This is a genomic window from Variovorax beijingensis (assembly GCF_003951285.1).
Classification (GTDB): domain Bacteria; phylum Pseudomonadota; class Gammaproteobacteria; order Burkholderiales; family Burkholderiaceae_C; genus Variovorax; species Variovorax beijingensis.
This window is the reverse complement of record NZ_RXFQ01000001.1, coordinates 595,404-618,576: the sequence shown is the minus strand read 5'-3', so window position 1 is coordinate 618,576 and position 23,173 is coordinate 595,404. Positions and strand designations below refer to the sequence as shown.

Annotated in this window: 21 protein-coding genes; all 21 read left to right on the top strand. The window is 66.6% G+C overall.

Annotation, left to right across the window (positions count from 1 at the left end; translation table 11 throughout):
• Window positions 1–182: 182 nt before the first annotated feature.
• The 21 genes from EJO66_RS03025 to EJO66_RS02920 all read left to right on the top strand — a co-directional run bounded on the left by EJO66_RS03025 (window position 183) and on the right by EJO66_RS02920 (window position 23,168).
• Window positions 183–1,262 carry a pilus assembly protein PilM gene (locus tag EJO66_RS03025; protein ID WP_012746289.1) on the top strand — a complete coding sequence of 360 codons (1,080 nt, stop codon included), beginning with the start codon at window positions 183–185 and terminating at the stop codon, window positions 1,260–1,262.
• The gene (locus tag EJO66_RS03020) at window positions 1,259–1,879 is read left to right on the top strand and encodes a PilN domain-containing protein (RefSeq protein ID WP_124957441.1); all 621 of its coding nucleotides are present in this window, start codon (window positions 1,259–1,261) and stop codon (window positions 1,877–1,879) included. Before EJO66_RS03025 ends, EJO66_RS03020 begins: the two co-directional genes overlap by 4 nt.
• A gap of 7 nt (window positions 1,880–1,886) precedes the next feature.
• A complete protein-coding gene (locus EJO66_RS03015; RefSeq protein ID WP_124957440.1) occupies window positions 1,887–2,570 on the top strand; it encodes a type IV pilus inner membrane component PilO in 684 nt (227 codons plus the stop codon).
• On the top strand, window positions 2,567–3,109 hold the full coding sequence (locus EJO66_RS03010; protein ID WP_124957439.1) for a pilus assembly protein PilP: 543 nt from the start codon (window positions 2,567–2,569) through the stop codon (window positions 3,107–3,109). Before EJO66_RS03015 ends, EJO66_RS03010 begins: the two co-directional genes overlap by 4 nt.
• Window positions 3,106–5,244 carry a type IV pilus secretin PilQ gene (locus EJO66_RS03005; protein ID WP_125964576.1) on the top strand — a complete coding sequence of 713 codons (2,139 nt, stop codon included), beginning with the start codon at window positions 3,106–3,108 and terminating at the stop codon, window positions 5,242–5,244. The genes EJO66_RS03010 and EJO66_RS03005 overlap by 4 nt, the downstream gene beginning before the upstream one ends.
• A gap of 23 nt (window positions 5,245–5,267) precedes the next feature.
• Window positions 5,268–5,816 carry a shikimate kinase gene (locus EJO66_RS03000; protein ID WP_124957437.1) on the top strand — a complete coding sequence of 183 codons (549 nt, stop codon included), beginning with the start codon at window positions 5,268–5,270 and terminating at the stop codon, window positions 5,814–5,816.
• 32 nt (window positions 5,817–5,848) lie between these two features.
• On the top strand, window positions 5,849–6,961 hold the full coding sequence (gene aroB, locus EJO66_RS02995) for a 3-dehydroquinate synthase (RefSeq protein WP_125964575.1): 1,113 nt from the start codon (window positions 5,849–5,851) through the stop codon (window positions 6,959–6,961).
• Window positions 6,962–6,983: 22 nt separating this feature from the next.
• Complete coding sequence (locus EJO66_RS02990; RefSeq protein WP_125964574.1) at window positions 6,984–8,114, top strand: deoxyguanosinetriphosphate triphosphohydrolase; 1,131 nt, start codon at window positions 6,984–6,986, stop codon at window positions 8,112–8,114.
• Window positions 8,111–9,373 (top strand): MFS transporter, encoded by a 1,263-nt coding sequence (locus tag EJO66_RS02985; protein ID WP_124957434.1) that lies wholly within the window; start codon window positions 8,111–8,113, stop codon window positions 9,371–9,373. Before EJO66_RS02990 ends, EJO66_RS02985 begins: the two co-directional genes overlap by 4 nt.
• Entirely contained in the window at window positions 9,370–9,945 is a 576-nt protein-coding gene (locus EJO66_RS02980; protein ID WP_124957433.1) for a DUF1415 domain-containing protein, read from the top strand. The genes EJO66_RS02985 and EJO66_RS02980 overlap by 4 nt, the downstream gene beginning before the upstream one ends.
• Window positions 9,942–10,823: a class I SAM-dependent methyltransferase gene (locus tag EJO66_RS02975; protein ID WP_125964573.1), complete on the top strand. Its 882-nt coding sequence runs from the start codon at window positions 9,942–9,944 to the stop codon at window positions 10,821–10,823. Before EJO66_RS02980 ends, EJO66_RS02975 begins: the two co-directional genes overlap by 4 nt.
• Before the next feature lie 39 nt (window positions 10,824–10,862).
• The gene (locus EJO66_RS02970; RefSeq protein WP_124957431.1) at window positions 10,863–11,558 is read left to right on the top strand and encodes a transposase; all 696 of its coding nucleotides are present in this window, start codon (window positions 10,863–10,865) and stop codon (window positions 11,556–11,558) included.
• Between the two features lie 183 nt (window positions 11,559–11,741).
• A complete protein-coding gene (locus EJO66_RS02965) occupies window positions 11,742–16,490 on the top strand; it encodes a glutamate synthase-related protein (protein WP_124957430.1) in 4,749 nt (1,582 codons plus the stop codon).
• A gap of 34 nt (window positions 16,491–16,524) precedes the next feature.
• Entirely contained in the window at window positions 16,525–18,003 is a 1,479-nt protein-coding gene (locus EJO66_RS02960; RefSeq protein WP_124957429.1) for a glutamate synthase subunit beta, read from the top strand.
• A 65-nt stretch (window positions 18,004–18,068) separates the two neighbouring features.
• Complete coding sequence (locus EJO66_RS02950; protein WP_124957428.1) at window positions 18,069–18,929, top strand: ABC transporter ATP-binding protein; 861 nt, start codon at window positions 18,069–18,071, stop codon at window positions 18,927–18,929.
• Between the two features lie 25 nt (window positions 18,930–18,954).
• Window positions 18,955–19,737: a lipid asymmetry maintenance ABC transporter permease subunit MlaE gene (mlaE, locus tag EJO66_RS02945; RefSeq protein WP_124957427.1), complete on the top strand. Its 783-nt coding sequence runs from the start codon at window positions 18,955–18,957 to the stop codon at window positions 19,735–19,737.
• A gap of 38 nt (window positions 19,738–19,775) precedes the next feature.
• Window positions 19,776–20,267 (top strand): outer membrane lipid asymmetry maintenance protein MlaD, encoded by a 492-nt coding sequence (mlaD, locus tag EJO66_RS02940; protein WP_124957426.1) that lies wholly within the window; start codon window positions 19,776–19,778, stop codon window positions 20,265–20,267.
• Window positions 20,264–21,010, top strand: coding sequence for an MlaA family lipoprotein (locus EJO66_RS02935; protein WP_124957425.1), 747 nt, complete (start codon window positions 20,264–20,266; stop codon window positions 21,008–21,010). The genes mlaD and EJO66_RS02935 overlap by 4 nt, the downstream gene beginning before the upstream one ends.
• 186 nt (window positions 21,011–21,196) lie before the next feature.
• Window positions 21,197–21,856: an MlaC/ttg2D family ABC transporter substrate-binding protein gene (locus tag EJO66_RS02930; protein ID WP_124957424.1), complete on the top strand. Its 660-nt coding sequence runs from the start codon at window positions 21,197–21,199 to the stop codon at window positions 21,854–21,856.
• Window positions 21,857–21,860: 4 nt separating this feature from the next.
• Window positions 21,861–22,133 carry an STAS domain-containing protein gene (locus tag EJO66_RS02925; RefSeq protein ID WP_124957423.1) on the top strand — a complete coding sequence of 91 codons (273 nt, stop codon included), beginning with the start codon at window positions 21,861–21,863 and terminating at the stop codon, window positions 22,131–22,133.
• A gap of 87 nt (window positions 22,134–22,220) precedes the next feature.
• On the top strand, window positions 22,221–23,168 hold the full coding sequence (locus tag EJO66_RS02920; RefSeq protein WP_124957422.1) for an ABC transporter ATP-binding protein: 948 nt from the start codon (window positions 22,221–22,223) through the stop codon (window positions 23,166–23,168).
• The last annotated feature ends 5 nt before the right edge of the window (window positions 23,169–23,173 follow it).

Genomic DNA, 23,173 nt, shown 5'->3' with positions numbered 1-23,173 from the left:
ACTTGGGTGCATCGTTGCGGGCTAAACCAAAAGTTACCAAATGTGGCTTCGGCGTCAGCTTTTGACAACGGTCCGCCATTTTGCCGGCGTGGGTTGTTTGGTCGCCGCTACGTCTGCTGCTAGCATGCAACCGAACGCAAATTTTTCCATTGGTTACAAATGCAGGGGTAAAGGGACCTAACTTGGCTGCTTTCGGATCATTGTTTCGCCGTCAGAACGCCCCCATGCTCGGCCTGGATGTCAGTTCCTCCAGCGTGAAGCTGGTCGAGCTCGGCCGTGAAGCCAGTGGCAAGCTGGTTCTCGAGCGCTGCGCGATCGAACCCCTGGAGCGGGGCTGGATCACCGACGGCAACGTCGAGAAGTTCGACGAAGTGGCCGAAGCCGTCCGCCGCGTCGTGCGCAAGAGCGGTACCCGTACCCGCAACGTCGCGCTGGCGCTGCCTCCTTCGGCGGTCATCACCAAGAAGATCATTCTTCCCGGCGGCATGAGCGAGCAGGAGCTCGAAATCCAGGTCGAGTCCGAAGCCAACCAGTACATCCCGTTCTCGCTCGACGAAGTCAGCCTCGATTTCTGCGTGACCGGGCAGAGCACCGCCTCTGCCGGCGACGTCGAGGTGCTGATTGCCGCGTCCCGCAAGGAAAAGGTCCAGGACCGCGAAGGCCTGGCCGAAGCGGCCGGGCTGAAGGCGGTGATCCTCGACGTCGAGTCCTACGCTTCCCGCCTTGCGACCGCCCGCCTGATCGAGCAATTGCCGGGCAAGGGCCTCGATGCCGTGGTGGCGCTATTCGAAGTGGGCGCCTTCACCACCAGCATGCAGGTGCTGCGCAACCAGGAAGTGCTGTACGACCGCGACCAGGCCTTCGGCGGCGCGCAGCTGACCCAGCTGATCGTGCGCCAGTACGGTTTCTCGGCCGAAGAGGCCGAGGCCAAGAAGCGCAGCGGCGATCTGCCCGACGACTACGGCTCGGGCGTCCTGAAGCCCTTCGTGGAAAGCATCGCGCAGGAAATTGCCCGTGCGCTGCAGTTCTTCTTCACCAGCACGCCCCACAACCGCGTGGACTACGTGCTGCTTGCAGGCGGCTCGGCCTCGCTGCCCAGCCTGACCAGTGCCGTGACGCGCCAGACCTCGTTCGCCTGTTCGCTCGTGAACCCGTTCGACGGCATGGAACTGGGTCCGAACATCCGCGAGAAGAAGGTCCGGCGCGAAGCGCCTTCTTACCTGACCTCTTGCGGCCTGGCCATGCGGAGGTTCGTGCAGTGATCCTCATCAACCTGCTTCCGCACCGCGAAGCCGCACGCAAGCGGCGCCGCGAGGCGTTCTACGGCACCCTGGGCGCGGCCGCAGTGCTCGGCGTTCTGATCGCCGGCCTGGGCTATCTCTGGTTCGAGGCGCAGATCTCGGCCCAGCAGGACAAGAACAATTTCCTGAAGACCGAGATCACCAAGCTCGAAGTCGAAATCAAGGAAATCTCGACCCTGCAGGAAGAAATTGCCGCGCTGCGCGCACGCCAGCAGGCGGTCGAAGACCTCCAGGGCGACCGCAACCTGCCGGTGCACCTGCTCAACGAACTGGTCCGCCAGCTGCCCGACGGCGTCTACCTGACCAGCATGAAGCAGGACAACCAGACCGTCACGCTGCAGGGCATGGCGCAGTCGAACGAGCGCGTCTCGGAGCTGCTGCGCAACCTGGGGAACAACAGTCCGTGGCTGGTCAAGCCCGAGCTGGTCGAAATCACTTCCGCGACGGTGAGCCTGAGTCAGCGCGACCAGCGCCGCGTGGCGAACTTCACCATGCGCATCGGCCTCAAGCGGCCGACCGACGCGCAGAAGGCCGCAGCCGACAAGGCGCTGGCCGCAGCGGCGCCAGTCAAGGGGTAGACGGATCATGGCAAGCAATCGCCCCTCTCAAAAAATGGACGTCGGCGCGGCGCTGCGCGGCTTCGGCGACCAGTTCCGCAACCTCAACCCGAACGACCCGTCCGCTTGGCCGGCGGTGCCCCGCTACGCGCTGTGCCTGGCGGTGACCGCCCTGGTGCTCGCCGGCCTGTGGTTCCTGTGGCTGACCAATTCGAACGACGAGCTCGAGAGCGAGCGCGCCAAGGAAGTCACGCTGCGGGCCGACTACCAGAAGAAGGTGGCGCTGGCCGCCAATCTCGATCTGCTGAAGAAGCAGCGCGAGCAGGTGCAGCAATACGTGACGCTGCTCGAGAAGCAGCTGCCCAGCAAGGCGGAAATGGACGCATTGCTGTCCGACATCAACCAGGCCGGCCTCGGGCGCAGCCTGCAGTTCGAGCTGTTCCGTCCGGGCCAGGTCTCGGTGAAGGACTATTACGCGGAGCTGCCGATCGCCGTGCGCGTGACCGGCCGCTACCACGACATCGGCTCCTTCGCCGCCGATGTCGCGAGCCTTTCGCGCATCGTGACGCTGAACAACCTCACGATCACCCCGCAACAAAAAGACAAGGACGGCACCCTCACGATGGATGCCACGGCACGCACCTACCGCTATCTCGATGACGAAGAGCGCGCGGCCCAGAAACGCGCCGCGGCGCCGAAGGCGAAGAAATGAGGACGACCGCCAACCTCCTGTGGCTCGTCGCGGCCGCCCTGGGCCTGAGCGCCTGCGCCGATTCGGAGCAGGAAGACCTGCGCCGCTGGATGGTCGAGCAGCGCGCCCAGGTCAAGCCCACGGTGCCGCCGATCACGGAACCCAAGAAATTCACCCCCCAGGCCTACACCGAGGGCGCGGCATTCGAGCCGTTCAACCTGCTGAAGCTGACCCAGGCGCTGCGCCGGGAATCGAACCAGCCCAGCACGTCGGAGTTGATCGCACCCGAGCTGGTGCGCCGCAAGGAAGCGCTCGAAGCCTTCCCGCTCGACTCCATGGCCATGGTGGGCAGCATGAACCGCAACGGCCAGCCGGTGGCGCTGGTTCGTGTCGACAAGCTGCTCTACAAGGTGCGGGTGGGCGAGTACCTGGGCCTCAACTACGGGCGCATTACCCGTATCAACGAAACCGAAGTCGCCCTGCGTGAAATCGTGCAGGACGCCGCCGGTGAATGGATCGAACGCGTGGCGACATTGCAGCTGCAAGAGAGTGCGAAATGAATCATAAAAAATCAACGATGGCACAGCGGCTGCGAGCTGCGGGGCTGGGTCTGCTGGCACTTGGCGCTTTCGCTTTGGCCCATGCGCAAAACGCCATCGAGGCGGTGACCAGTTCGACGCAGTCAGGCGCGGAGGTGATCCGCATCGACCTTGCCCAGCCGCTCGCGGCCTTGCCGACCGGCTTTGTCGTGCAGACGCCGGCGCGCATCGCGCTCGATTTTCCGGGCGTCACCAACGCCATCGGCCGCTCCGCCATTGAGGTGAACCAGGGCAACCTGCGTTCCGTCAATGTGGTCCAGGCCGGCGAGCGCAGCCGGGTGGTGCTGAACCTCAAGCAGGCAACCGCATACAAGACCGAGATCCAGGGCAAGTCGCTGCTGGTGATTCTCGAACCCGCGGCCGGCACCGCGCTGGCGTCGTCCACGCCCACCGTCTTTGCCGAGAACCGCAACCGCGACACCCTGCCGCTGCGCGACGTCGATTTCCGCCTGGGGGCGGACAACACCGGCCGCGTGATCGTCGACCTGCCGAACAACCAGGTGGGCGTCGATGTCCGCCAGCAGGGCAGGAACCTGGTGGTGGAGTTCACCAAGTCGACCCTGCCCGAGGGGCTGCGCCGCCGCCTGGACGTGGCCGACTTCAACACGCCGGTCCAGCTGATCACCTCGCAACAGTCGGGCGACCGCGTGCGCATGACGATCGAGGCCAAGGGCGACTGGGAGCACAGCGCCTACCAGAGCGAAAACCAGTTCGTGGTGGAGGTTCGCGCCCGCAAGGTGGACCCGACCAAGCTGACGCAGGGTGTGGGCTACACCGGCGAGAAGCTCTCGCTGAACTTCCAGAACATCGAGATCCGCTCGCTGCTGCAGGTGATTGCCGACTTCACGAACTTCAACATCGTGACCTCCGACTCGGTCACCGGCGCGCTGACGCTGCGGCTGAAGGACGTGCCCTGGGACCAGGCCCTGGACATCATCATGCAGGCCAAGAACCTGGGCATGCGCAAGAACGGCAGCGTGCTGTGGATCGCGCCCAAGGACGAGATCAACGCCAAGGAAAAGCTCGAGTTCGAAGCCAAGGCCGCGATCGAGAACCTGGAGCCGCTGCGCACCCAGTCGTTCCAGCTCAACTACACCAAGGCGATCGCCATTGCGCAGGGCCTGACCGGCACCGGCGCCTCGGCCGGCGGCGGTGGCGGCTCCGGCACCACCACGCGCATCCTGAGCCCGCGTGGCAGCGTGATCGCGGAGTCGCGCACCAACCAGCTGTTCGTGTCGGACATTCCCTCGCGTCTGGCGCAAGTGGCCGACCTGATCCAGAAGCTCGACATTCCGGTTCGGCAGGTGCTGATCGAAGCGCGCATCGTGGAAGCCTCCGATACCTTCGGCAAGTCGCTGGGCGTGCGGCTGGGCGGCGGCATTGCCGGCGAGCGCATTGCCTCGTCGTCCGGCAACCGGGCGTTCGGTACCGTGGGCGTGATGCCTGTCACAGGCACCGGCACCACCGGCCCGACCACCACCTGGACCAACTCCAACTTCATCAACCTGCCCGCAGGCGATGCCGGCGGCACGGGCAATGCGGCTGGCACCTTCGCGATCTCGCTGTTCAACTCGAGCTTCTCGCGCATGCTGAACCTCGAAATCTCGGCGCTCGAGGCCGACGGCAAGGGCAAGCTGGTGTCCAGCCCCCGAGTCATCACCGCCGACCAGACCAAGGCGCTGATCGAGCAGGGCGAGGAAATTCCCTACCAGCAGGCCACGTCCAGCGGCGCCACCTCCATTTCGTTCCGCAAGGCGGTGCTGAAGCTCGAGGTCACGCCGCAGATCACGCCCGAAGGCAACATCATCCTCACGCTCGACGTGAGCAAGGATGCCCGCGGCGTCAACACCTCGGCCGGCCCGGCCATCAACACCAAGCACGTGCAGACCGAGGTGCTGGTCGAGAACGGCGGCACGGTCGTCATCGGTGGTATCTTCGAACTCACCGAAACCAATGACGAATCGCGCGTGCCGGTGCTGGGTGAAGTGCCCTACCTGGGTGCACTGTTCCGCAAGCGCGAACGCGTTGCCAACAAGACCGAAATGCTCGTCTTTATCACTCCGAAGATGATTACCGACCGCAACGCCGCGCGCTGACGCGCGGGCGTAGCAGCCACCGCGTGGCGATCGCACTCGTCGGGTTGCCCGGCGCCGGAAAGTCCGCAGTGGGCCGGCGCCTGGGCGCACGCCTGGACCTTCCCTTCGTCGACACCGACCATGTGATCGAGCAGCGCATCGGCTGCTCGATCCGCGATTACTTCGAGCGGGAGGGCGAAATTGCCTTTCGCGACCTCGAGCAGGCGGTCATTGCCGACCTCGCCGCCCAGCCCCACGGCGTGCTGGCCACGGGCGGCGGCGCCGTGCTGCGGGAAGCCAACCGCCGGCAGCTGCGGGACCACTTCCATGTGATCTACCTGCGCTCCTCGCCCGAAGACCTGTTCCGGCGCCTGCGCCACGACGTCAAGCGGCCCCTGCTGCAGGTGGCCGATCCGCTGGGCCGGCTGCGCGAACTGCACGATGCGCGCGATCCGCTCTACCGCGAGACGGCCCACGAGGTGGTCGACACCGGGCGCCCCTCGATCGCCATGCTGGTCAACATCATCGTGATGCAGCTGGAGCTTGCCGGCATCGTGGCTGCGGGCACGCCGCCCGAAGAGCCCTCCGACTGAAGCGCCGGCGCGCAGCGCCTAAACTCGCTGCCATGCCATTGCCCGCACCTTCCGCATCGCCAGAACGCGTCGACATCCAGCTCGGCGAACGCAGCTACCCGATCCTGATCGGCGCCGGCCTGCTGGACGATCCCCAGAGCTTCGCCGCCGTGCCCGCGGCCGCCAGCGCGCTGGTCGTCAGCAACACCACCGTGGCGCCGCTCTACGCCAAGGCCCTGCGCCAAGCGCTGGCCGGGCGCTTTCGCACCGTCCACCTGCTCGAGCTGCCCGACGGCGAGGTGCACAAGAATCTGCGGACCCTGAACCTGATCTTCGATGCCTTGCTCGGCCACGGCAGCGACCGCAAGACCGTGCTGTTCGCCCTCGGCGGCGGCGTGGTGGGGGACATGACCGGCTTTGCCGCCGCCAGCTACATGCGCGGCGTGCCTTTCGTTCAGGTGCCGACCACGCTGCTGGCGCAGGTCGATTCGTCGGTCGGCGGCAAGACCGCCATCAACCACCCGCTCGGCAAGAACATGATCGGCGCCTTCTACCAGCCGCAGCTCGTGGTGTGCGACCTGGACACGCTGCAGACGCTGCCGCCGCGCGAACTGAGCGCGGGCCTGGCCGAGGTCATCAAGTACGGCCCGATCCACGACATGGCGTTCTTCGACTGGATCGAGGCGAATGTCGACGCCCTCGTGGCACGCGAGCCCGCCGCGCTGGCCTACGCGGTCAAGCGCAGCTGCGAGATCAAGGCGCTGGTCGTCGGCCAGGACGAGCGCGAGACCGGCCTGCGTGCCATCCTGAACTTCGGCCACACCTTCGGCCATGCGGTCGAGTCGGGCCTGGGCTACGGCGAGTGGCTGCATGGCGAAGCGGTCGGCTGCGGCATGGTGATGGCGGCGCACCTGTCGCAGCGGCTCGGCGGCGTCGATGCGGCGTTCGTCGAACGGCTCACGCGGCTGATCGAACGCGCCGGCCTGCCGACCGTCGGCCCCGCGCTGGGCGCCGACCGGTACCTCGAACTGATGCGGGTCGACAAGAAATCCGAGGCGGGCGAGATCCGCTTCGTGGTGATCGACAAGCCGGGCTCCGCCGCCGTGAGCAGTGCGCCCGATGCATTGGTGCGCGAAGTGCTCGCGCAGTGCTGCCGGGCGGAATGAGCGCGGTGCCGAGGGTGCATCGATGAGCCTCGCGGCCTATGCCTGCCACCCGGCGCGCTCGCGTGGGAGGCGCCATGCCGAGCCGCCGGCGCCCACGCGCGACGCCTTCCAGCGTGACCGCGACCGCATCGTGCATTCCACCGCGTTCCGGCGGCTGGTCTACAAGACGCAGGTCTTCCTGAACCACGAAGGCGACCTGTTTCGCACCCGGCTCACGCATTCGCTCGAAGTCGCACAGCTGGGCCGCTCCATCGCGCGCGCGCTGCGCATCAACGAAGACCTGGTGGAGGCGATCGCCCTCGCGCACGACCTCGGCCACACGCCGTTCGGCCATGCGGGCCAGGACGCGCTCAACGCCTGCATGGAAGGCCACGGCGGCTTCGAGCACAACCTGCAGAGCCTGCGCGTGGTCGACGCCCTGGAGCACCGCTATCCGCAATACGACGGCCTGAATCTCAGCTTCGAGACGCGCGAGGGCATCCTCAAGCACTGCTCGCGCGCCAATGCCGAGCGCCTGGAGGCGGGTGAGCCCAACGGCGTGGCGCGCCGCTTCCTGGATCGCACGCAGCCGGGCCTCGAGGCGCAGCTTTGCAACCTGGCCGACGCGATCGCCTACAACGCGCACGACATCGACGACGGCGTGCGCTCCGGGCTCATCAATGTCGAGCAGCTCGGCGAGGTGGAGCTGTTCGAGCGCTACCGTCGCGAAGCGCTGGCCGAATATCCCCGACTGGAAGGGCGGCGCGTGCTCTACGAAACCATCCGGCGCATGCTGAGCGCCCAGGTCTACGATGTGATCGACGCCACCCGCGCGGCCCTGGAAACAGCGAGGCCGGCCGATGCCGACGGCGTGCGCACCGCGCCGCCCCTCGTCGCGTTCAGCGAAACAATGCAGGCGCAATCGAACGAGCTCAAGGCCTTCCTGTTCCGCAACCTCTACCGCCATCCGCAAGTGAGGCAGACCACCGACCAGGCGCAGCAGGTGGTGCGGGAACTGTTCGAAGCCTATCTGGAGCGCGGCGCCGAGATGCCTGTTTCCTATGCAGACCGCCGCGACCGGCATCGCGCCGTGGCCGACTACATCGCCGGCATGACCGACCGCTTCGCCATGCGCGAGCATGAACGGCTGACCGGCCGGCGAGGGATTTCATGAGTTCTGCGGCCGTCGCGTCCGCGCGCGTCCCTGCCGCCGCTTTTGCGGTGGTGCTGGGCGGCGTCAGCGCCGCGCTGCACCTGGGCAAGCTGCCGCCCGCCGTGCCGGCGCTGCAGGCGTCGCTCGGCATCGACCTGGTCGAGGCCGGGTTCCTGCTGTCGCTGGTGCAGGTGGCGAGCATGAGCCTGGGACTGATCGCCGGACTCGCGGCCGACACGATTGGTCTGCGCCGCAGCATGCTGACCGGCCTCGTGGTGCTGACGGTGGCGAGCCTGCTGGGCGGCGCCGTCGGTGCGGGGCTCCTGGGCGGCGCCTTTGCGGTGCAATGGCTGCTCGGGCTGCGCGCGCTCGAAGGCATCGGCTTTCTGCTGGCGGTCATGCCGGGACCGGGGCTGATCCGCGCATTGACCCCTGCTGGTGCGGACAAGGCCGCGCTGGGCGTATGGGGCGCCTACATGCCGCTGGGCGTTGCGCTTGCGCTGCTCTTCGGGCCGGCGCTGATCGCCTGGGGCGGATGGGCCGACTGGTGGTGGACGCTGTCGGCCGTGTCGGCCGCCGCGGCGCTCTGGCTGTGGCTGGCGGTGCCCGCGGATGCGTTGCGCACGGGTGCGGCGCGCGGCATGGCCGGCGGCTGGCCGTTGCGACTGCGTGCCACCGTCGGAGCGCGCGCACCCTGGATGATCGCGCTGACCTTCGCCGTGTATTCGGCCCAGTGGATGGCGGTGATCGGCTTTCTTCCGGCCATCTATGCCGGTGCCGGCGTGCCGGCCGGCTGGGGCGCGGTGCTCACTGCGGCGGCGGCGGCGATGAACATCGCCGGCAACGTCGCGGGCGGCCGCTGGCTGCAGCGCGGCGTCGCGCCCGAGCGCCTGCTCCGGGCGGGATTCCTGGCGATGGCGCTGGGCGGTTTTGCGGCCTTCGCGCAGGTGGGGCAGGGCGCCGACGCACTCGGCCTCCCGCCGGTGCTTCGCTATGCCGCGGTCTGCGTTTTTTCACTGGGCGGCGGCATGGTGCCGGCGACGCTGTTCCTGCTCGGGGTCCGGCTGGCGCCTGGTCCGTCCACGGTCTCCACCACCGTCGGACTCATGCAGCAGGCGTCTTCGCTGGGGCAGTTCCTGGCGCCGCCGGCGGTGGCCTGGGTGGCCTTGCGTGCCGGCGGCTGGCACTGGACGTGGACCGCCACGCTCGCATGCTCGCTGGCGGGCATGGCCCTGGCGCGGCGCCTCGGCAAAATCCGCCCTTCGGCGGAGGTGGCATGACCAGCCCGGCGACAATCGATGCCATCCAGGCCGAAGCCGACATGCGGCGCTGGCTCGAACGCGCGGTGATCGGGCTCAACCTGTGCCCGTTCGCGAAGGCGGTGCACGCGAAGGCGCAGATCCGCTATGCCGTGTACCTGCCCACCGACGAAGCCGCGCTGATCGACGCGCTCCTGGCAGAGGCCGATGAACTCGCCGCGCTCGATGCCTCCGTGCGCGACACCACCTTGCTGATAGCACCCAACACCTTGGCCGATTTCCTGGACTTCAACGACTTCACGGCACGCGCCGAACGCCGGCTCGCGCGCGCGGGCTTCGACGGCGTGTTCCAGCTCGCGAGCTTTCATCCGCATTTCCAGTTCGCGGGCACCGATGCCGACGACATCGGCAACGCTACCAACCGTGCGCCTTACCCCACGCTGCATCTGCTGCGCGAAGACAGCGTGAGCCGGGCGGTCGAGGCCTTTCCGGAGGCCGAGGCCATTTTCGAACGCAACATCGAGACGCTCGAAGCGCTGGGGCCGGACGGCTGGGCCGCGCTGGACGTCGGTCCCGGGAGCGCCCGGCCATGAACGTGCCGGCGACCAGGGCCGTGAAGACGGCCAAGACCGCCAAGGCCGAAGCCGAGCTGGCGGAGGTTTTGCGTCCAGGCCAGTCCATCGAGCTCCTGAAGGAACTGCACATCCTCACGCGCGAAGGCCGGCTCAACCAGGATTCGCGGCGCAAGCTCAAGCAGGTCTACCACCTGTTCCAGTTCATCGAGCAGCTGCTGCGCGAACTGCCGGGCGGCGGCGCGGAAGCCACGCTGGCCGACCATGGCGCGGGCAAGTCGTACCTGGGCTTCATCATCTACGACCTGTTCTTCCGCTCGCGCGAGGGCGGCCATGTCTACGGCATCGAGACGCGCAGCGAACTGGTCGAGAAATCGCGTGCATTGGCACGCCAGCTCGGCTTCGACCGCATGTCCTTCCTGAACCTCACCGTGGCCGAGTCGGCCCAGGCGAGCGAACTGCCGGAGCGCATCGACGTGGTCACCGCGCTGCACGCCTGCGACACGGCCACCGACGACGCGATCGCCTTCGGGCTCGCGAAGAAGGCGCGCTGCATGGTGCTGGTGCCCTGCTGCCAAGCTGAGGTGGCGGCCTGCCTGCGAGAAACCAAGGCGCTGGCCCTTTCGCGTACGCCATTGGCCGAACTCTGGCGCCATCCGCTGCACACCCGCGAGATCGGCAGCCAGCTCACCAACGTGCTGCGCTGCCTGTATCTCGAGGCCAATGGCTACAGCGTCACCGTCACCGAACTGGTGGGCTGGGAGCACAGCATGAAGAACGAGCTGATCCTGGCGCGCCACACCGGCCAGCGCAAGGCCGGTGCGGCGGCGCGGCTCGGCGAGCTGCTGTCGCAGTTCGGGCTCGACACCCTGGGCCAGACGCGGTTTCGTCTGCCCTGAACGCCCGCCGAAGCGCGTTGCGTCACGTCTCGTCACGCCATGGCCCGCCTGCCCCGCCTCACGCTCCCCGGCCTGCCGCACCACGTGATCCAGCGCGGCAACAACCGCCAGGCCATCTTCATCGACCGCGCGGACCACGAGCGGCTGCTCGGCCTGCTGGCGGAGGCAGCCCCGCGCTTCGGCGTGGCGCTGCATGCCTATGTGCTGATGGACAACCATTTCCATCTGCTGGCAACGCCCGACACGACCACCGGGCTGCCCCAATTCATGCAGGCGGTGGGGCGCAGCTACGTGCGCTATTTCAACGACCGCCATGGCCGCAGCGGCACCCTGTGGGAAGGGCGCTACAGGTCGACGCTGATCCAGACCGACCGCTATCTGCTGACCTGCATGGCGTACATCGATCTGAATCCCGTGCGGGCCGGCCTGGTGTCGGACGCGCGCGACTTTCCATGGTCCAGCCATGGGCACTACGCGGGCCTGCGGCATGACAAGCTGCTGACGCCGCATCCGCTGTACTGGGATCTGGGCAACACGCCCTTTGCCCGCGAGGCGGCGTACGTCGAACTGGTGCGCGGCGGCGTGCGCGCGGCCGACCAGGGCACGCTGACCGAAGCGACCTTGCGGGGCTGGGCGGCCGGCGATGCGGATTTTCTTGCGTCGCTTCAGAAGGCAACCGAACGCCGCGTCGCCAAAGCCAAGGCCGGGCGTCCGCCCGCAGCCTCCGATTCTTGAGCTGATGCCTTCTCCTCTTCGCGGGGCGGTGGAAGTTTTGCTGCTTTTTTTGATGTGTCCCTAATTTTATTCTGACTAGAAAAGTCGGGATTTAATTAGAATCTGACCCTATTTAAAGTGTTTGGCATTCTTTGTGCATCGCAATATCCTTCTCATCCCTGCGAAAAACTGAAGGAGTGCGCCATGACGACGGCTGCCGAGATCGAACATCTCCAACAACACGGTCTGTATTCCGGTGCCGATGAGCACGATGCCTGCGGCGTCGGCTTCGTCGCGCACATCAAGGGCGAGAAGAGCCATGCCATCGTGCTGCAGGGCCTGAAGATCCTCGAAAACCTCGACCATCGCGGCGCAGTGGGCGCTGACAAGCTGATGGGCGACGGCGCCGGCATCCTGATCCAGCTGCCCGACCGCCTCTACCGCGAAGAGATGGCCAAGCAGGGCGTCACGCTGCCGCCGCCCGGCGAATACGGCGTCGGCATGATCTTCCTGCCCAAGGAGCACGCTTCGCGCGAAGCCTGCGAGCAGGAAATGGAACGCGCCATCAAGGCCGAAGGCCAGGTGCTGCTGGGCTGGCGCGACGTGCCGGTGAACCGCGACATGCCCATGTCGCCCACGGTGCGCGCCAAGGAGCCGCTGCTGCGCCAGGTGTTCATCGGCCGCGGCAACGACGTGATCGTGCAGGACGCGCTGGAACGCAAGCTCTACGTGATCCGCAAGACCGCCAGCGCCAACATCCAGCGCCTGAAGCTCAAGCACAGCAAGGAATACTACGTTCCGAGCATGTCCAGCCGCACCGTGGTCTACAAGGGCCTGCTGCTCGCCGACCAGGTCGGCACCTACTACCTGGACCTGCAGGACAAGCGCTGCGTCTCGGCGCTGGGCCTCGTGCACCAGCGCTTCTCGACCAACACCTTCCCCGAGTGGCCGCTGGCCCACCCGTACCGCTACGTCGCCCACAACGGCGAAATCAACACGGTCAAGGGCAACTACAACTGGATGAAGGCGCGCGAAGGCGTCATGTCCTCGCCCGTGCTGGGCGCCGACCTGCAGAAGCTCTATCCCATCAGCTTTGCCGGCCAGTCCGACACCGCCACCTTCGACAACTGCCTCGAGCTCCTGACGATGGCCGGCTACCCCATCAGCCAGGCCGTGATGATGATGATTCCCGAGCCCTGGGAACAGCACGCCACCATGGACCCGCGCCGCCGCGCGTTCTACGAATACCACGCCGCCATGCTGGAGCCCTGGGACGGCCCGGCCTCCATCGTGTTCACCGACGGCCGCCAGATCGGCGCCACGCTCGACCGCAACGGCCTGCGCCCGTCGCGCTACTGCGTGACCGACGACGACCTGGTCATCATGGCCTCGGAATCGGGCGTGCTGCCCGTGCCCGAGCAGAAGATCGTGCGCAAGTGGCGCCTGCAGCCCGGCAAGATGTTCCTGATCGACCTGGAGCAGGGCCGCATGATCGACGACGAGGAGGTCAAGGCCACCCTCGCCAACAGCAAGCCCTACAAGCAGTGGATCGAGAACCTGCGCATCAAGCTGGACAGCGTCGAGGCCGAGCCGGTCCCCGCGCCGGTCTCGCAGGTGGCGCTGCTCGACCGCCAGCAGGCCTTCGGCTACACCCAGGAAGACATCAAGTTCCTGATGAGCCCGATGGCGCAGGCCGGCGAAGAGGGCATCGGCTCCATGGGCAACGACAGCCCGCTGGCCGTGCTCTCCAGCAAGAACAAGCCGCTGTACAACTACTTCAAGCAGCTGTTCGCGCAGGTGACCAACCCGCCGATCGACCCGATCCGCGAGGCGATCGTGATGTCGCTGGTGTCCTTCATCGGCCCCAAGCCCAACCTGCTGGACATCAATCAGGTCAACCCGCCCATGCGGCTCGAGGTGAGCCAGCCGATCCTCGACTTCGCCGACATGGCCAAGCTGCGCGACATCGGCACCTACACGCAGGGCAAGTTCAAGAGCTACGTGCTCGACATCACCTACCCGCTCGCCTGGGGCTACGAGGGCGTCGAAGCCAAGCTCGCGTCGCTGTGCGCCGAAGCGGTGGACGCCATCAAGGGCGGCCACAACATCCTGATCGTGAGCGACCGCGGCGTGAGCCCGACGCAGGTGGCAATCCCCGCCGTGCTGGCGCTGTCGGCCGTGCACCAGTACCTGGTGCGCGAGGGCCTGCGCACCACCGCCGGCCTGGTGGTGGAAACCGGCTCTGCGCGCGAAGTGCATCACTTCGGCGTGCTCGCGGGCTACGGCGCGGAAGCCGTGCACCCCTACCTCGCGATGGAAACGCTGGCGGCCATGCACGCCGATCTGCCGGGCGACATGAGCGCGGAGAAGGCGGTCTACAACTACGTCAAGGCCATCGGCAAGGGTCTGTCCAAGATCATGTCGAAGATGGGTGTCAGCACCTACATGAGCTACTGCGGCGCGCAGCTGTTCGAAGCCATCGGCCTCAACACGGAGACGGTCAACAAGTACTTCACCGGCACCGCCAGCCGCGTCGAGGGCATCGGCGTGTTCGAGATCGCCGAGGAAGCCATCCGCATGCACAAGGCCGCGTTCGGCGACGACCCGGTGCTCTCCAACATGCTCGACGCCGGCGGCGAATACGCCTGGCGCACGCGCGGCGAAGAGCACATGTGGACGCCCGACGCCATTGCCAAGCTGCAGCACAGCACGCGCTCCAACAACTGGAACACCTACAAGGAATACGCGCAGCTCATCAACGACCAGAACCGCCGCCATCTCACGCTGCGCGGCCTGTTCGAGTTCAAGCTGGATCCGGCCAAGGCCATTCCGGTGGACGAGGTCGAGCCTGCTGCCGAGATCGTCAAGCGCTTTGCAACGGGCGCGATGTCGCTCGGCTCGATCAGCACCGAGGCGCACTCCACGCTCGCCATTGCCATGAACCGCATCGGCGGCAAGAGCAACACGGGCGAGGGCGGCGAAGACCCGGCGCGCTACCGCAACGAGCTCAAGGGCATCCCGATCAAGCAGGGCGACACGCTCAAGAGCGTGATCGGCGCGGCCAACGTCGAGGTCGACCTGCCCCTGAAGGACGGCGACTCGCTGCGTTCGCGCATCAAGCAGGTGGCTTCGGGGCGCTTCGGCGTCACGGCCGAGTACCTGCATTCGGCCGACCAGATCCAGATCAAGATGGCGCAGGGCGCCAAGCCGGGCGAGGGCGGCCAGCTGCCGGGCGGCAAGGTCACCGAGTACATCGGCAAGCAGCGCTACGCGGTGCCGGGCGTGGGCCTGATCTCGCCGCCGCCGCACCACGACATCTACTCGATCGAAGACCTCGCGCAGCTGATCCACGACCTGAAGAACGCCGCGCCGCATGCGAGCATCAGCGTCAAGCTGGTGAGCGAAATCGGCGTGGGCACCATCGCGGCGGGCGTTGCCAAGTGCAAGAGCGACCACGTGGTGATCGCGGGCCATGACGGCGGCACCGGTGCATCGCCCTGGTCGTCGATCAAGCACGCGGGCAGCCCGTGGGAAATCGGCCTGGCCGAAACGCAGCAGACGCTGGTGCTCAACCGCCTGCGCAGCCGCATCCGCGTGCAGGCCGACGGCCAGATGAAGACCGGCCGCGACGTCGCCATCGGCGCGCTGCTGGGCGCCGACGAGTTCGGCTTTGCGACGGCCCCGCTGGTGGTCGAGGGCTGCATCATGATGCGCAAGTGCCACCTGAACACCTGCCCGGTGGGCGTGGCCACGCAAGACCCGATCCTGCGCAAGAAGTTCTCGGGCAAGCCCGAGCACGTCGTCAACTACTTCTTCTTCGTGGCCGAGGAAGTGCGCCAGATCATGGCCCAGCTCGGCATCCGCAAGTTCGACGACCTGATCGGCCGCGCCGACCTGCTCGACATGCGCAAGGGCATCGAGCACTGGAAGGCGTCCGGCCTGGACTTCAGCCGCCTGTTCGCGCTGCCGATCGTGCCGGCCGAAGTGCCTCGCTACCACGTCGAGAACCAGGACCACGGCCTGGAGCGTGCGCTCGACGTCAAGCTCATCGAGAAGTCGCGTCCGGCCATCGAGCGGGGCGAGAAGGTGCAGTTCATCGAGGTGGCGCGCAACGTCAACCGCTCGGTGGGCGCCATGCTGTCGGGCGCGCTGACCAAGGTGCATCCGCAGGGCCTGCCCGACGACTCGATCCGCATCCAGCTCGAGGGCACGGGCGGCCAGTCGTTCGGCGCGTTTCTCGCGCGCGGCATCACGCTCTACCTGATCGGCGATGCCAACGACTACACCGGCAAGGGCCTGTCGGGCGGCCGCGTGGTGGTGCGCCCGAGCCTCGACTTCCGCGGTGAAGCGGTGCGCAACACCATCGTGGGCAACACCGCGCTCTACGGCGCGACCACCGGCGAGGCCTACCTCTGCGGCGTGGCCGGCGAGCGCTTTGCCGTACGCCTCTCGGGTGCCACGGCCGTTGTCGAAGGCACGGGCGACCATGGCTGCGAATACATGACGGGCGGCACGGTCGCGGTGCTCGGCAAGACGGGCCGCAACTTCGCTGCCGGCATGAGCGGCGGCGTGGCCTTCGTCTACGACGAGGACGGCCAGTTCGCCACGCGCTGCAACCTCTCGATGGTGTCGCTCGACAAGGTGCTGACCTCGGCCGAGCAGACGGCAAGCATGCACCGCAAGGTCTGGCACGGCGGCGAGACCGACGAGGCCCAGCTCAAGAAGCTGCTCGAAGAGCACCACCGCTGGACCGGCAGCAAGCGTGCGCGCGAACTGCTCGACAACTGGGCGGTGTCGCGCACCAAGTTCGTCAAGGTGTTCCCGAACGAGTACAAGCGTGCGCTCGCCGAACTGCACGACCGCAAGGTCGAACTCACGAGCAGCGGCAACAACGCGCACATGGGCCTGGAGCCGCATGCGTTGGTCGCACCCGCCACGACGGCTGCGGTCTGAGCGGCAACGAAAACGAAGAACAGAGGAAAGCACGATGGGAAAGATCACCGGCTTCATGGAGCATGAGCGCATCGAAGAGGGCTACAAGCCTGTCAACGAGCGCGTCAAGCACTACAAGGAATTCGTCGTTGGCCTGACGCCCGAGCAGGCCAAGGTGCAGGGCGCGCGCTGCATGGACTGCGGCACGCCGTTCTGCAACAGCGGCTGCCCGGTCAACAACATCATTCCGGACTTCAACGACCTCGTGTATCGCAACGACTGGCAAAACGCCTTCGCGGTGCTCGACTCGACCAACAACTTCCCCGAGTTCACCGGCCGCATCTGCCCCGCGCCCTGCGAGGCGGCCTGCGTGCTCAACGTGAACGACGACGCGATCGGCATCAAGTCGATCGAGCACGCGATCATCGACCGCGCCTGGGACGAAGGCTGGGTGGCACCGCGCGTTGCCAAGCACAAGACCGGCAAGAAGGTGGCGGTGGTGGGTTCGGGCCCGGCCGGCATGGCGGCGGCGCAGCAGCTCGCGCGCGCCGGCCACGATGTGACGCTGTTCGAGAAGAACGACCGCATCGGCGGCCTGCTGCGCTACGGCATCCCCGACTTCAAGATGGAGAAGACCCACATCGACCGCCGCGTCGAGCAGATGAAGGCCGAGGGCGTGACCTTCCGCACCGGCGTGATGGTCGGCGCCGCGAAGGATCCGCTGGGCAAGGGTTCCAAGGTCACGAACCTGGCCAAGGAAACCCTCACGCCCGAGCAGTTGCAGAAAGACTTCGATGCCGTGCTGCTGACCGGCGGTGCCGAGCAGTCGCGCGACCTGCCGGTGCCGGGCCGCGACCTCGACGGCATTCATTTTGCGATGGAGTTCCTGCCGCAGCAGAACCGCGTCAACGCGGGCGACAAGGTCAAGGGCCAGCTGCGCGCCGACGGCAAGCACGTGATCGTGATCGGCGGCGGCGACACCGGCTCCGACTGCGTGGGCACCAGCAACCGCCACGGCGCGGCCAGCGTCACCCAGTTCGAGCTGATGCCGCAGCCGCCCGAGGAAGAAAACCGCCCGCTGACCTGGCCCTACTGGCCGATCAAGCTGCGCACCAGTTCCAGCCATGAGGAAGGCTGCGAGCGCGAGTTCGCCATCTCCACCAAGGAATTCATCGGCGAAAAGGGCAAGGTCACCGGCCTGAAGACCGTGCGCGTGGAGTGGAAAGACGGCCGCATGCAGGAAGTGGCCGGCAGCGAGCAGATCCTCAAGGCCGACCTCGTGCTGCTGGCCATGGGCTTTGTGAGCCCGGTGGCCAACGTGCTGGATGCCTTCGGCGTCGAGAAGGACGCACGCGGCAACGCCAAGGCCACGGTCGATTTCATCGGCGGCTATGCCACCAACGTCCCGAAGGTGTTTGCGGCGGGCGACATCCGCCGCGGCCAGTCGCTGGTAGTCTGGGCAATTCGCGAAGGACGCCAGGCCGCGCGCTCGGTGGACGAGTTCCTGATGGGATTCAGCGACTTGCCGCGCTGATTTTTGTTTCAGTTTTGCGGGGCCGGCCACGGCCCCGCTATCATTCGCGGAAACCGCATGCCGGGATGCCTGAGAAGGTGCCCGGCTTTTTTATTGAGATGGAATCAGCCGCACCACTGCCACACCCCTTTGTCGAGTTCCGCGACGTTTCGTTCGGCTACGGCGCTCGGGCGATCCTCGGCGGTGTGTCGTTTGCCGTGCCGCGCGGCAAGGTGACGGCGCTGATGGGCGCCTCGGGCGGCGGCAAGACCACCGTGCTGCGGCTCATCGGTGGCCAGCAGCGGGCGCAGCGCGGCGAGGTGCTTTTCGATGGCCAGGACGTCGGCAGGTTCGACGCCGCCGGGCTGTACAAGGCGCGGCGCCGCATGGGCATGCTGTTCCAGTTCGGTGCCCTGTTCACCGACATGAGCGTTTTCGACAACGTCGCGTTTCCGCTGCGCGAGCATACGCAGCTTTCGGAAGCGCTGGTGCGCGATATCGTGCTCATGAAGCTCGACGCAGTCGGCTTGCGCGGCGCGCGCGACCTGATGCCCAGCGAGGTGTCCGGCGGCATGGCGCGGCGCGTGGCCCTGGCGCGCGCCATTGCGCTCGACCCCGATCTCGTGATGTACGACGAGCCCTTTGCCGGCCTCGACCCGATTTCCCTGGGCACGGCGGCGCGGCTGATCCGCCAGCTCAACGACACGCTGGGGCTGACCAGCATCGTCGTGTCGCACGATCTCGAGGAAACCTTCCGTATCGCCGACCACGTGATCATCCTGGCCAACGGCGGCATCGCCGCACAAGGCACGCCTGCAGAGGTGCGCGAGAGCGCCGATCCATTGGTGCATCAGTTCGTCAATGCCTTGCCCGACGGGCCGGTGCACTTCCACTACCCCGTGGTCGGCATCGAGGAAGACTTCGGCAATGAAGGAGGGCGGGTATGAGCGCAGCGCTGGGCAGGGGGCAGGCATGAGCTGGTGGAAGCCCGCCGACATCGGCTTTGCCGTGCGCAGCAAGCTGGCCGACCTGGGCCACGGCGCCAAGCTGTTCCTGCGCCTGCTGGTGCAGGGGGCACGAAGCTTGCAGCGCTTCGGGCTGGTGCGCGACCAGATCCACTTCCTCGGCAACTACTCGTTGGCCATCATCGCGGTGTCGGGGCTTTTCGTCGGCTTCGTGCTGGGCCTGCAGATGTACTACGCGCTGCAGCGCTACGGTTCTTCCGAGGCGCTCGGCCTCCTGGTGGCGCTGAGCCTGGTGCGCGAGCTCGGGCCTGTGGTGGCGGCCTTGCTGTTCACGGGGCGCGCCGGCACTTCGCTCACCGCGGAGATCGGCCTCATGAAGGCCGGCGAGCAGCTCAGCGCCATGGAGATGATGGCGGTCGACCCAGTGCAGCGCATTCTTGCGCCGCGTTTCTGGGCCGGCGTGATCACGATGCCGCTGCTGGCGGCCGTGTTCAGCGCGGTCGGCATCATGGGCGGCTATGTGGTGGGCGTGCTGATGCTGGGTGTGGACCCGGGCGCGTTCTGGGGCCAGATGCAGGGCGGCGTCGACGTCTGGCGCGACGTGGGCAACGGCGTGATCAAGAGCATCGTGTTCGGCTTCACCGTGACCTTCATCGCGCTGCTGCAGGGCTACGAGGCCCAGCCCACGCCCGAAGGCGTGTCGCGCGCGACCACGCGCACGGTGGTCATGGCGTCGCTTTCGGTGCTCGGGCTCGACTTCCTGCTCACGGCCATGATGTTCAGTATTTGAAGGAGCCCCGGCTCCAATCGTTCTAGAGAGTGCAAACCATGCAACGTTCCACCAACGACATCTGGGTCGGCCTGTTCGTCTTGATCGGCGGCGCGGCGCTGCTGTTCCTCGCGCTGCAGTCGGCCAACCTGCTGAGCCTGAACTTCCAGAAAACCTACAACGTCACCGCGCGTTTCGACAACATCGGCGGACTCAAGCCGCAAACGGCTGTCAAGAGCGCCGGCGTGGTGGTCGGCCGTGTGGAATCCATCTCGTTCGACGACAAGTCATTTCAGGCCAGCGTCACACTGGCATTGCAAAACCGTTACAGTTTTCCCAAGGACAGTTCGCTCAAGATCCTGACCAGTGGCCTGCTCGGCGAGCAGTACATCGGGATCGAGGCGGGCGCCGAGGAGAAGAACCTGCAAGCCGGCGACACCGTCACCGCGACCCAATCGGCCGTGGTGCTGGAAAACCTGATCAGCCAGTTCCTCTACAGCAAGGCGGCCGAAGGAAGTACCTCGACGCCGGGAACAGCCAACAAGAAATGAAAACAAGCTTTTTTTCGTCCTTCGCTATCAATAGGATAGCGAAACATGCCCGCTGGGTGGGGGCTGCAGCCGCTTTTTCGCTCATTGCAGGATGTGCGACCGGGCCCCAGGCCAATCCGGCCGACCCGTTCGAGCCCATGAACCGGGGCGTCACCCGCTTCAACGACACGGTCGACGAGGCCGTGCTCGTGCCCGTGGCCACCGCCTACCAGCGCGTGCTGCCTTCCATGGTGCGCACCGGCGTGGGCAATTTCTTCGGCAACCTGGGTGACGTCTGGAGCTTTGCCAACAGCGTGGCCCAGCTCAAGCTGCAGAACAGCGCCGAGACCTTCATGCGGGTCAACGTCAACACTTTCTTCGGCCTTGGCGGCCTTCTCGACATTGCCACCGAGGCCGGCATCGACCGCCACGAGGAAGATTTCGGCCAGACGCTCGGCCGCTGGGGCGTGGGCGCCGGCCCGTACGTGGTACTGCCGGTGTTCGGCCCGTCGACCCTGCGCGACACGGCCGCATTGCCGGTGGACCGCGCCGGCAGCGTGCTCGGCAACATGAACGACGTGGCCTGGCGCAATTCGCTGGCATTCCTGGAGGCCGTCGATACGCGGGCGAAGTACCTGCGCGCCGGCCGCCTGCTCGATGATGCGGCGCTCGACAAGTACACCTTCACGCGCGACGCCTTCCTGCAGCACCGCCGCAACGACGTCTACGACGGCAATCCGCCGGACGACGAGGGCGGAAAATAAAGCACAGAAAGGCGCGAAATAGAGGCTTTTCGCGGGCGGACGAGCGGTTTTCCTGCTTGCATCCCGTTTCAAGGCTTCACCTGCGCTTCAGGAACCCGGTCGGCCGGGAGCCTGTCGAACACGTTCTTTTCCAGGAGGCGCGGCTTCAATCCGTGCCTTGCGGATTTTCAACTCGAGGGAATTGCCATGAACAACAAGATCTTGCAACGACGCGGTTTTGGCCGCCTGGTGCTGGCCAGCGCCCTGCTTTTCGGCGCCGCCACGGCTTTCGTGCGTCCGGCCCATGCCGCCGACGAAGCGCCCGATGCGCTGGTCAAGCGCCTGTCGACCGACGTGCTCGAAACCATCAAGGCCGACACTTCCATCAAGGCTGGCGACGTCAGCAAGATCATGGTGCTGGTCGACAGCAAGATCATGCCCAACGTCAACTTCCAGCGCATGACGGCTTCCGCCGTCGGCCCGGCATGGCGCCAGGCCACGCCCGAGCAGCAAAAGCGGCTGCAGGAAGAATTCAAGACTCTGCTGGTGCGCACCTACGCTGGCGCGCTCGACCAGGTGAGCGACCAGACGGTCACGGTGCGTCCGTTCCGCGGTTCGCCTGAAGACACCGAAGTGCTGGTTCGCACCGAGGTCAAGGGCCGGGGCGATCCGGTGCAACTCGACTACCGGCTCGAGAAAACGCCCGGCCAGGGCGGCGGCTGGAAGGTCTACAACCTCAATGTGCTGGGCGTCTGGCTGGTCGACACCTACCGCACCCAGTTCTCGCAGGAAATCAACGCCCGCGGCATCGACGGCCTGATTGCAGCGCTGGCGGCGCGCAACAAGGGCAACAACGGCAAGAGCTGACGCCATGCTGGTCCTGCCCTCCAAACTCACCCACGACGAAGCCCCGGCCTGCATGCGCATGCTGCAGCAGGGGTTGACGGGGCAGACCGACACATCCACGGTGGTGGACGCCAGCGCGCTGGCGCAGTTCGATTCCTCGGCCTTGGCGGTGCTCCTGGAATGCCGCCGCGAATCGAGCGCGCTCGGCCGGGGCTTCGCGGTCAAGGGGCTTTCGCCGCGGCTGCGCGAATTGGCCGCGCTCTACGGTATCGCGGGGCTTCTGCCGGCGGCGCCCTGATCGCTGGCGGTCCGGCAACGGCCGCGTCAGGGCATCCGGCCGCCGCCAAGCGGCCTGCGGGGCGGGCCCGTAAAATCGCCGGCTCCCATGCCCGCGATCTCATTCCAATCGGTCTCCAAGACCTACCCTCCCTCCAGACAGCAGCGGGCCCAAGGCAAGCAGGGGCTGCGCGCCGTCGACGAGGTCAGCTTCCAGATCGAGCCGGGCGAGTTCTTCGGCCTGCTCGGGCCCAATGGCGCGGGCAAGACCACGCTCATCAGCATGCTCGCCGGGCTGTCGCGCCCCACGGCCGGGGCCATCAGCGTCCATGGCTTCGACGTGCAGCGCGACTATGCCGAGGCCCGGCGCCAGCTCGGCATCGTGCCGCAGGAGCTGGTGTTCGACCCCTTCTTCAACGTGCGCGAATCGCTGCGCATCCAGTCGGGCTACTTCGGCATCAAGAACAACGAGCCCTGGATCGACGAGCTGCTGCAAAGCCTGGGCCTGGCCGACAAGGCCACGGCCAACATGCGCCAGCTCTCGGGCGGCATGAAGCGCCGGGTGCTGGTGGCGCAGGCGCTGGTGCACAAGCCGCCGGTCATCGTTCTGGACGAGCCCACCGCCGGGGTCGACGTCGAGTTGCGCCAGACGCTCTGGCAGTTTGTCGCCAGGCTCAACAAGGAGGGCAGCACTGTGCTGCTCACCACCCACTATCTCGAAGAGGCCGAGGCGCTGTGCAGCCGCATCGCGATGCTCAAGCTCGGCAAGGTGATCGCCCTGGACCGCACCAGCGAGCTCTTGAAGTCGGCCGCCAGCAACGTGCTGCGCTTCAAGACCGACGCCATGCTGCCCTGGGCCATCGCGCAGCATGCGCGCATCACCGGGCGCATCGTGCAACTGCCGGCGCAGAACGCCCATGAAGTCGAACAACTGCTGGCCGCGATCCGCGAAGCCGGCGTCGCCGTGGAAGACGTGGAAATGCGCAAGGCCGACCTGGAAGACGTGTTCATCGACCTGATGGCGGGCGAGCAGACGCCGCTGGAGGTTGCGAGATGATGGCG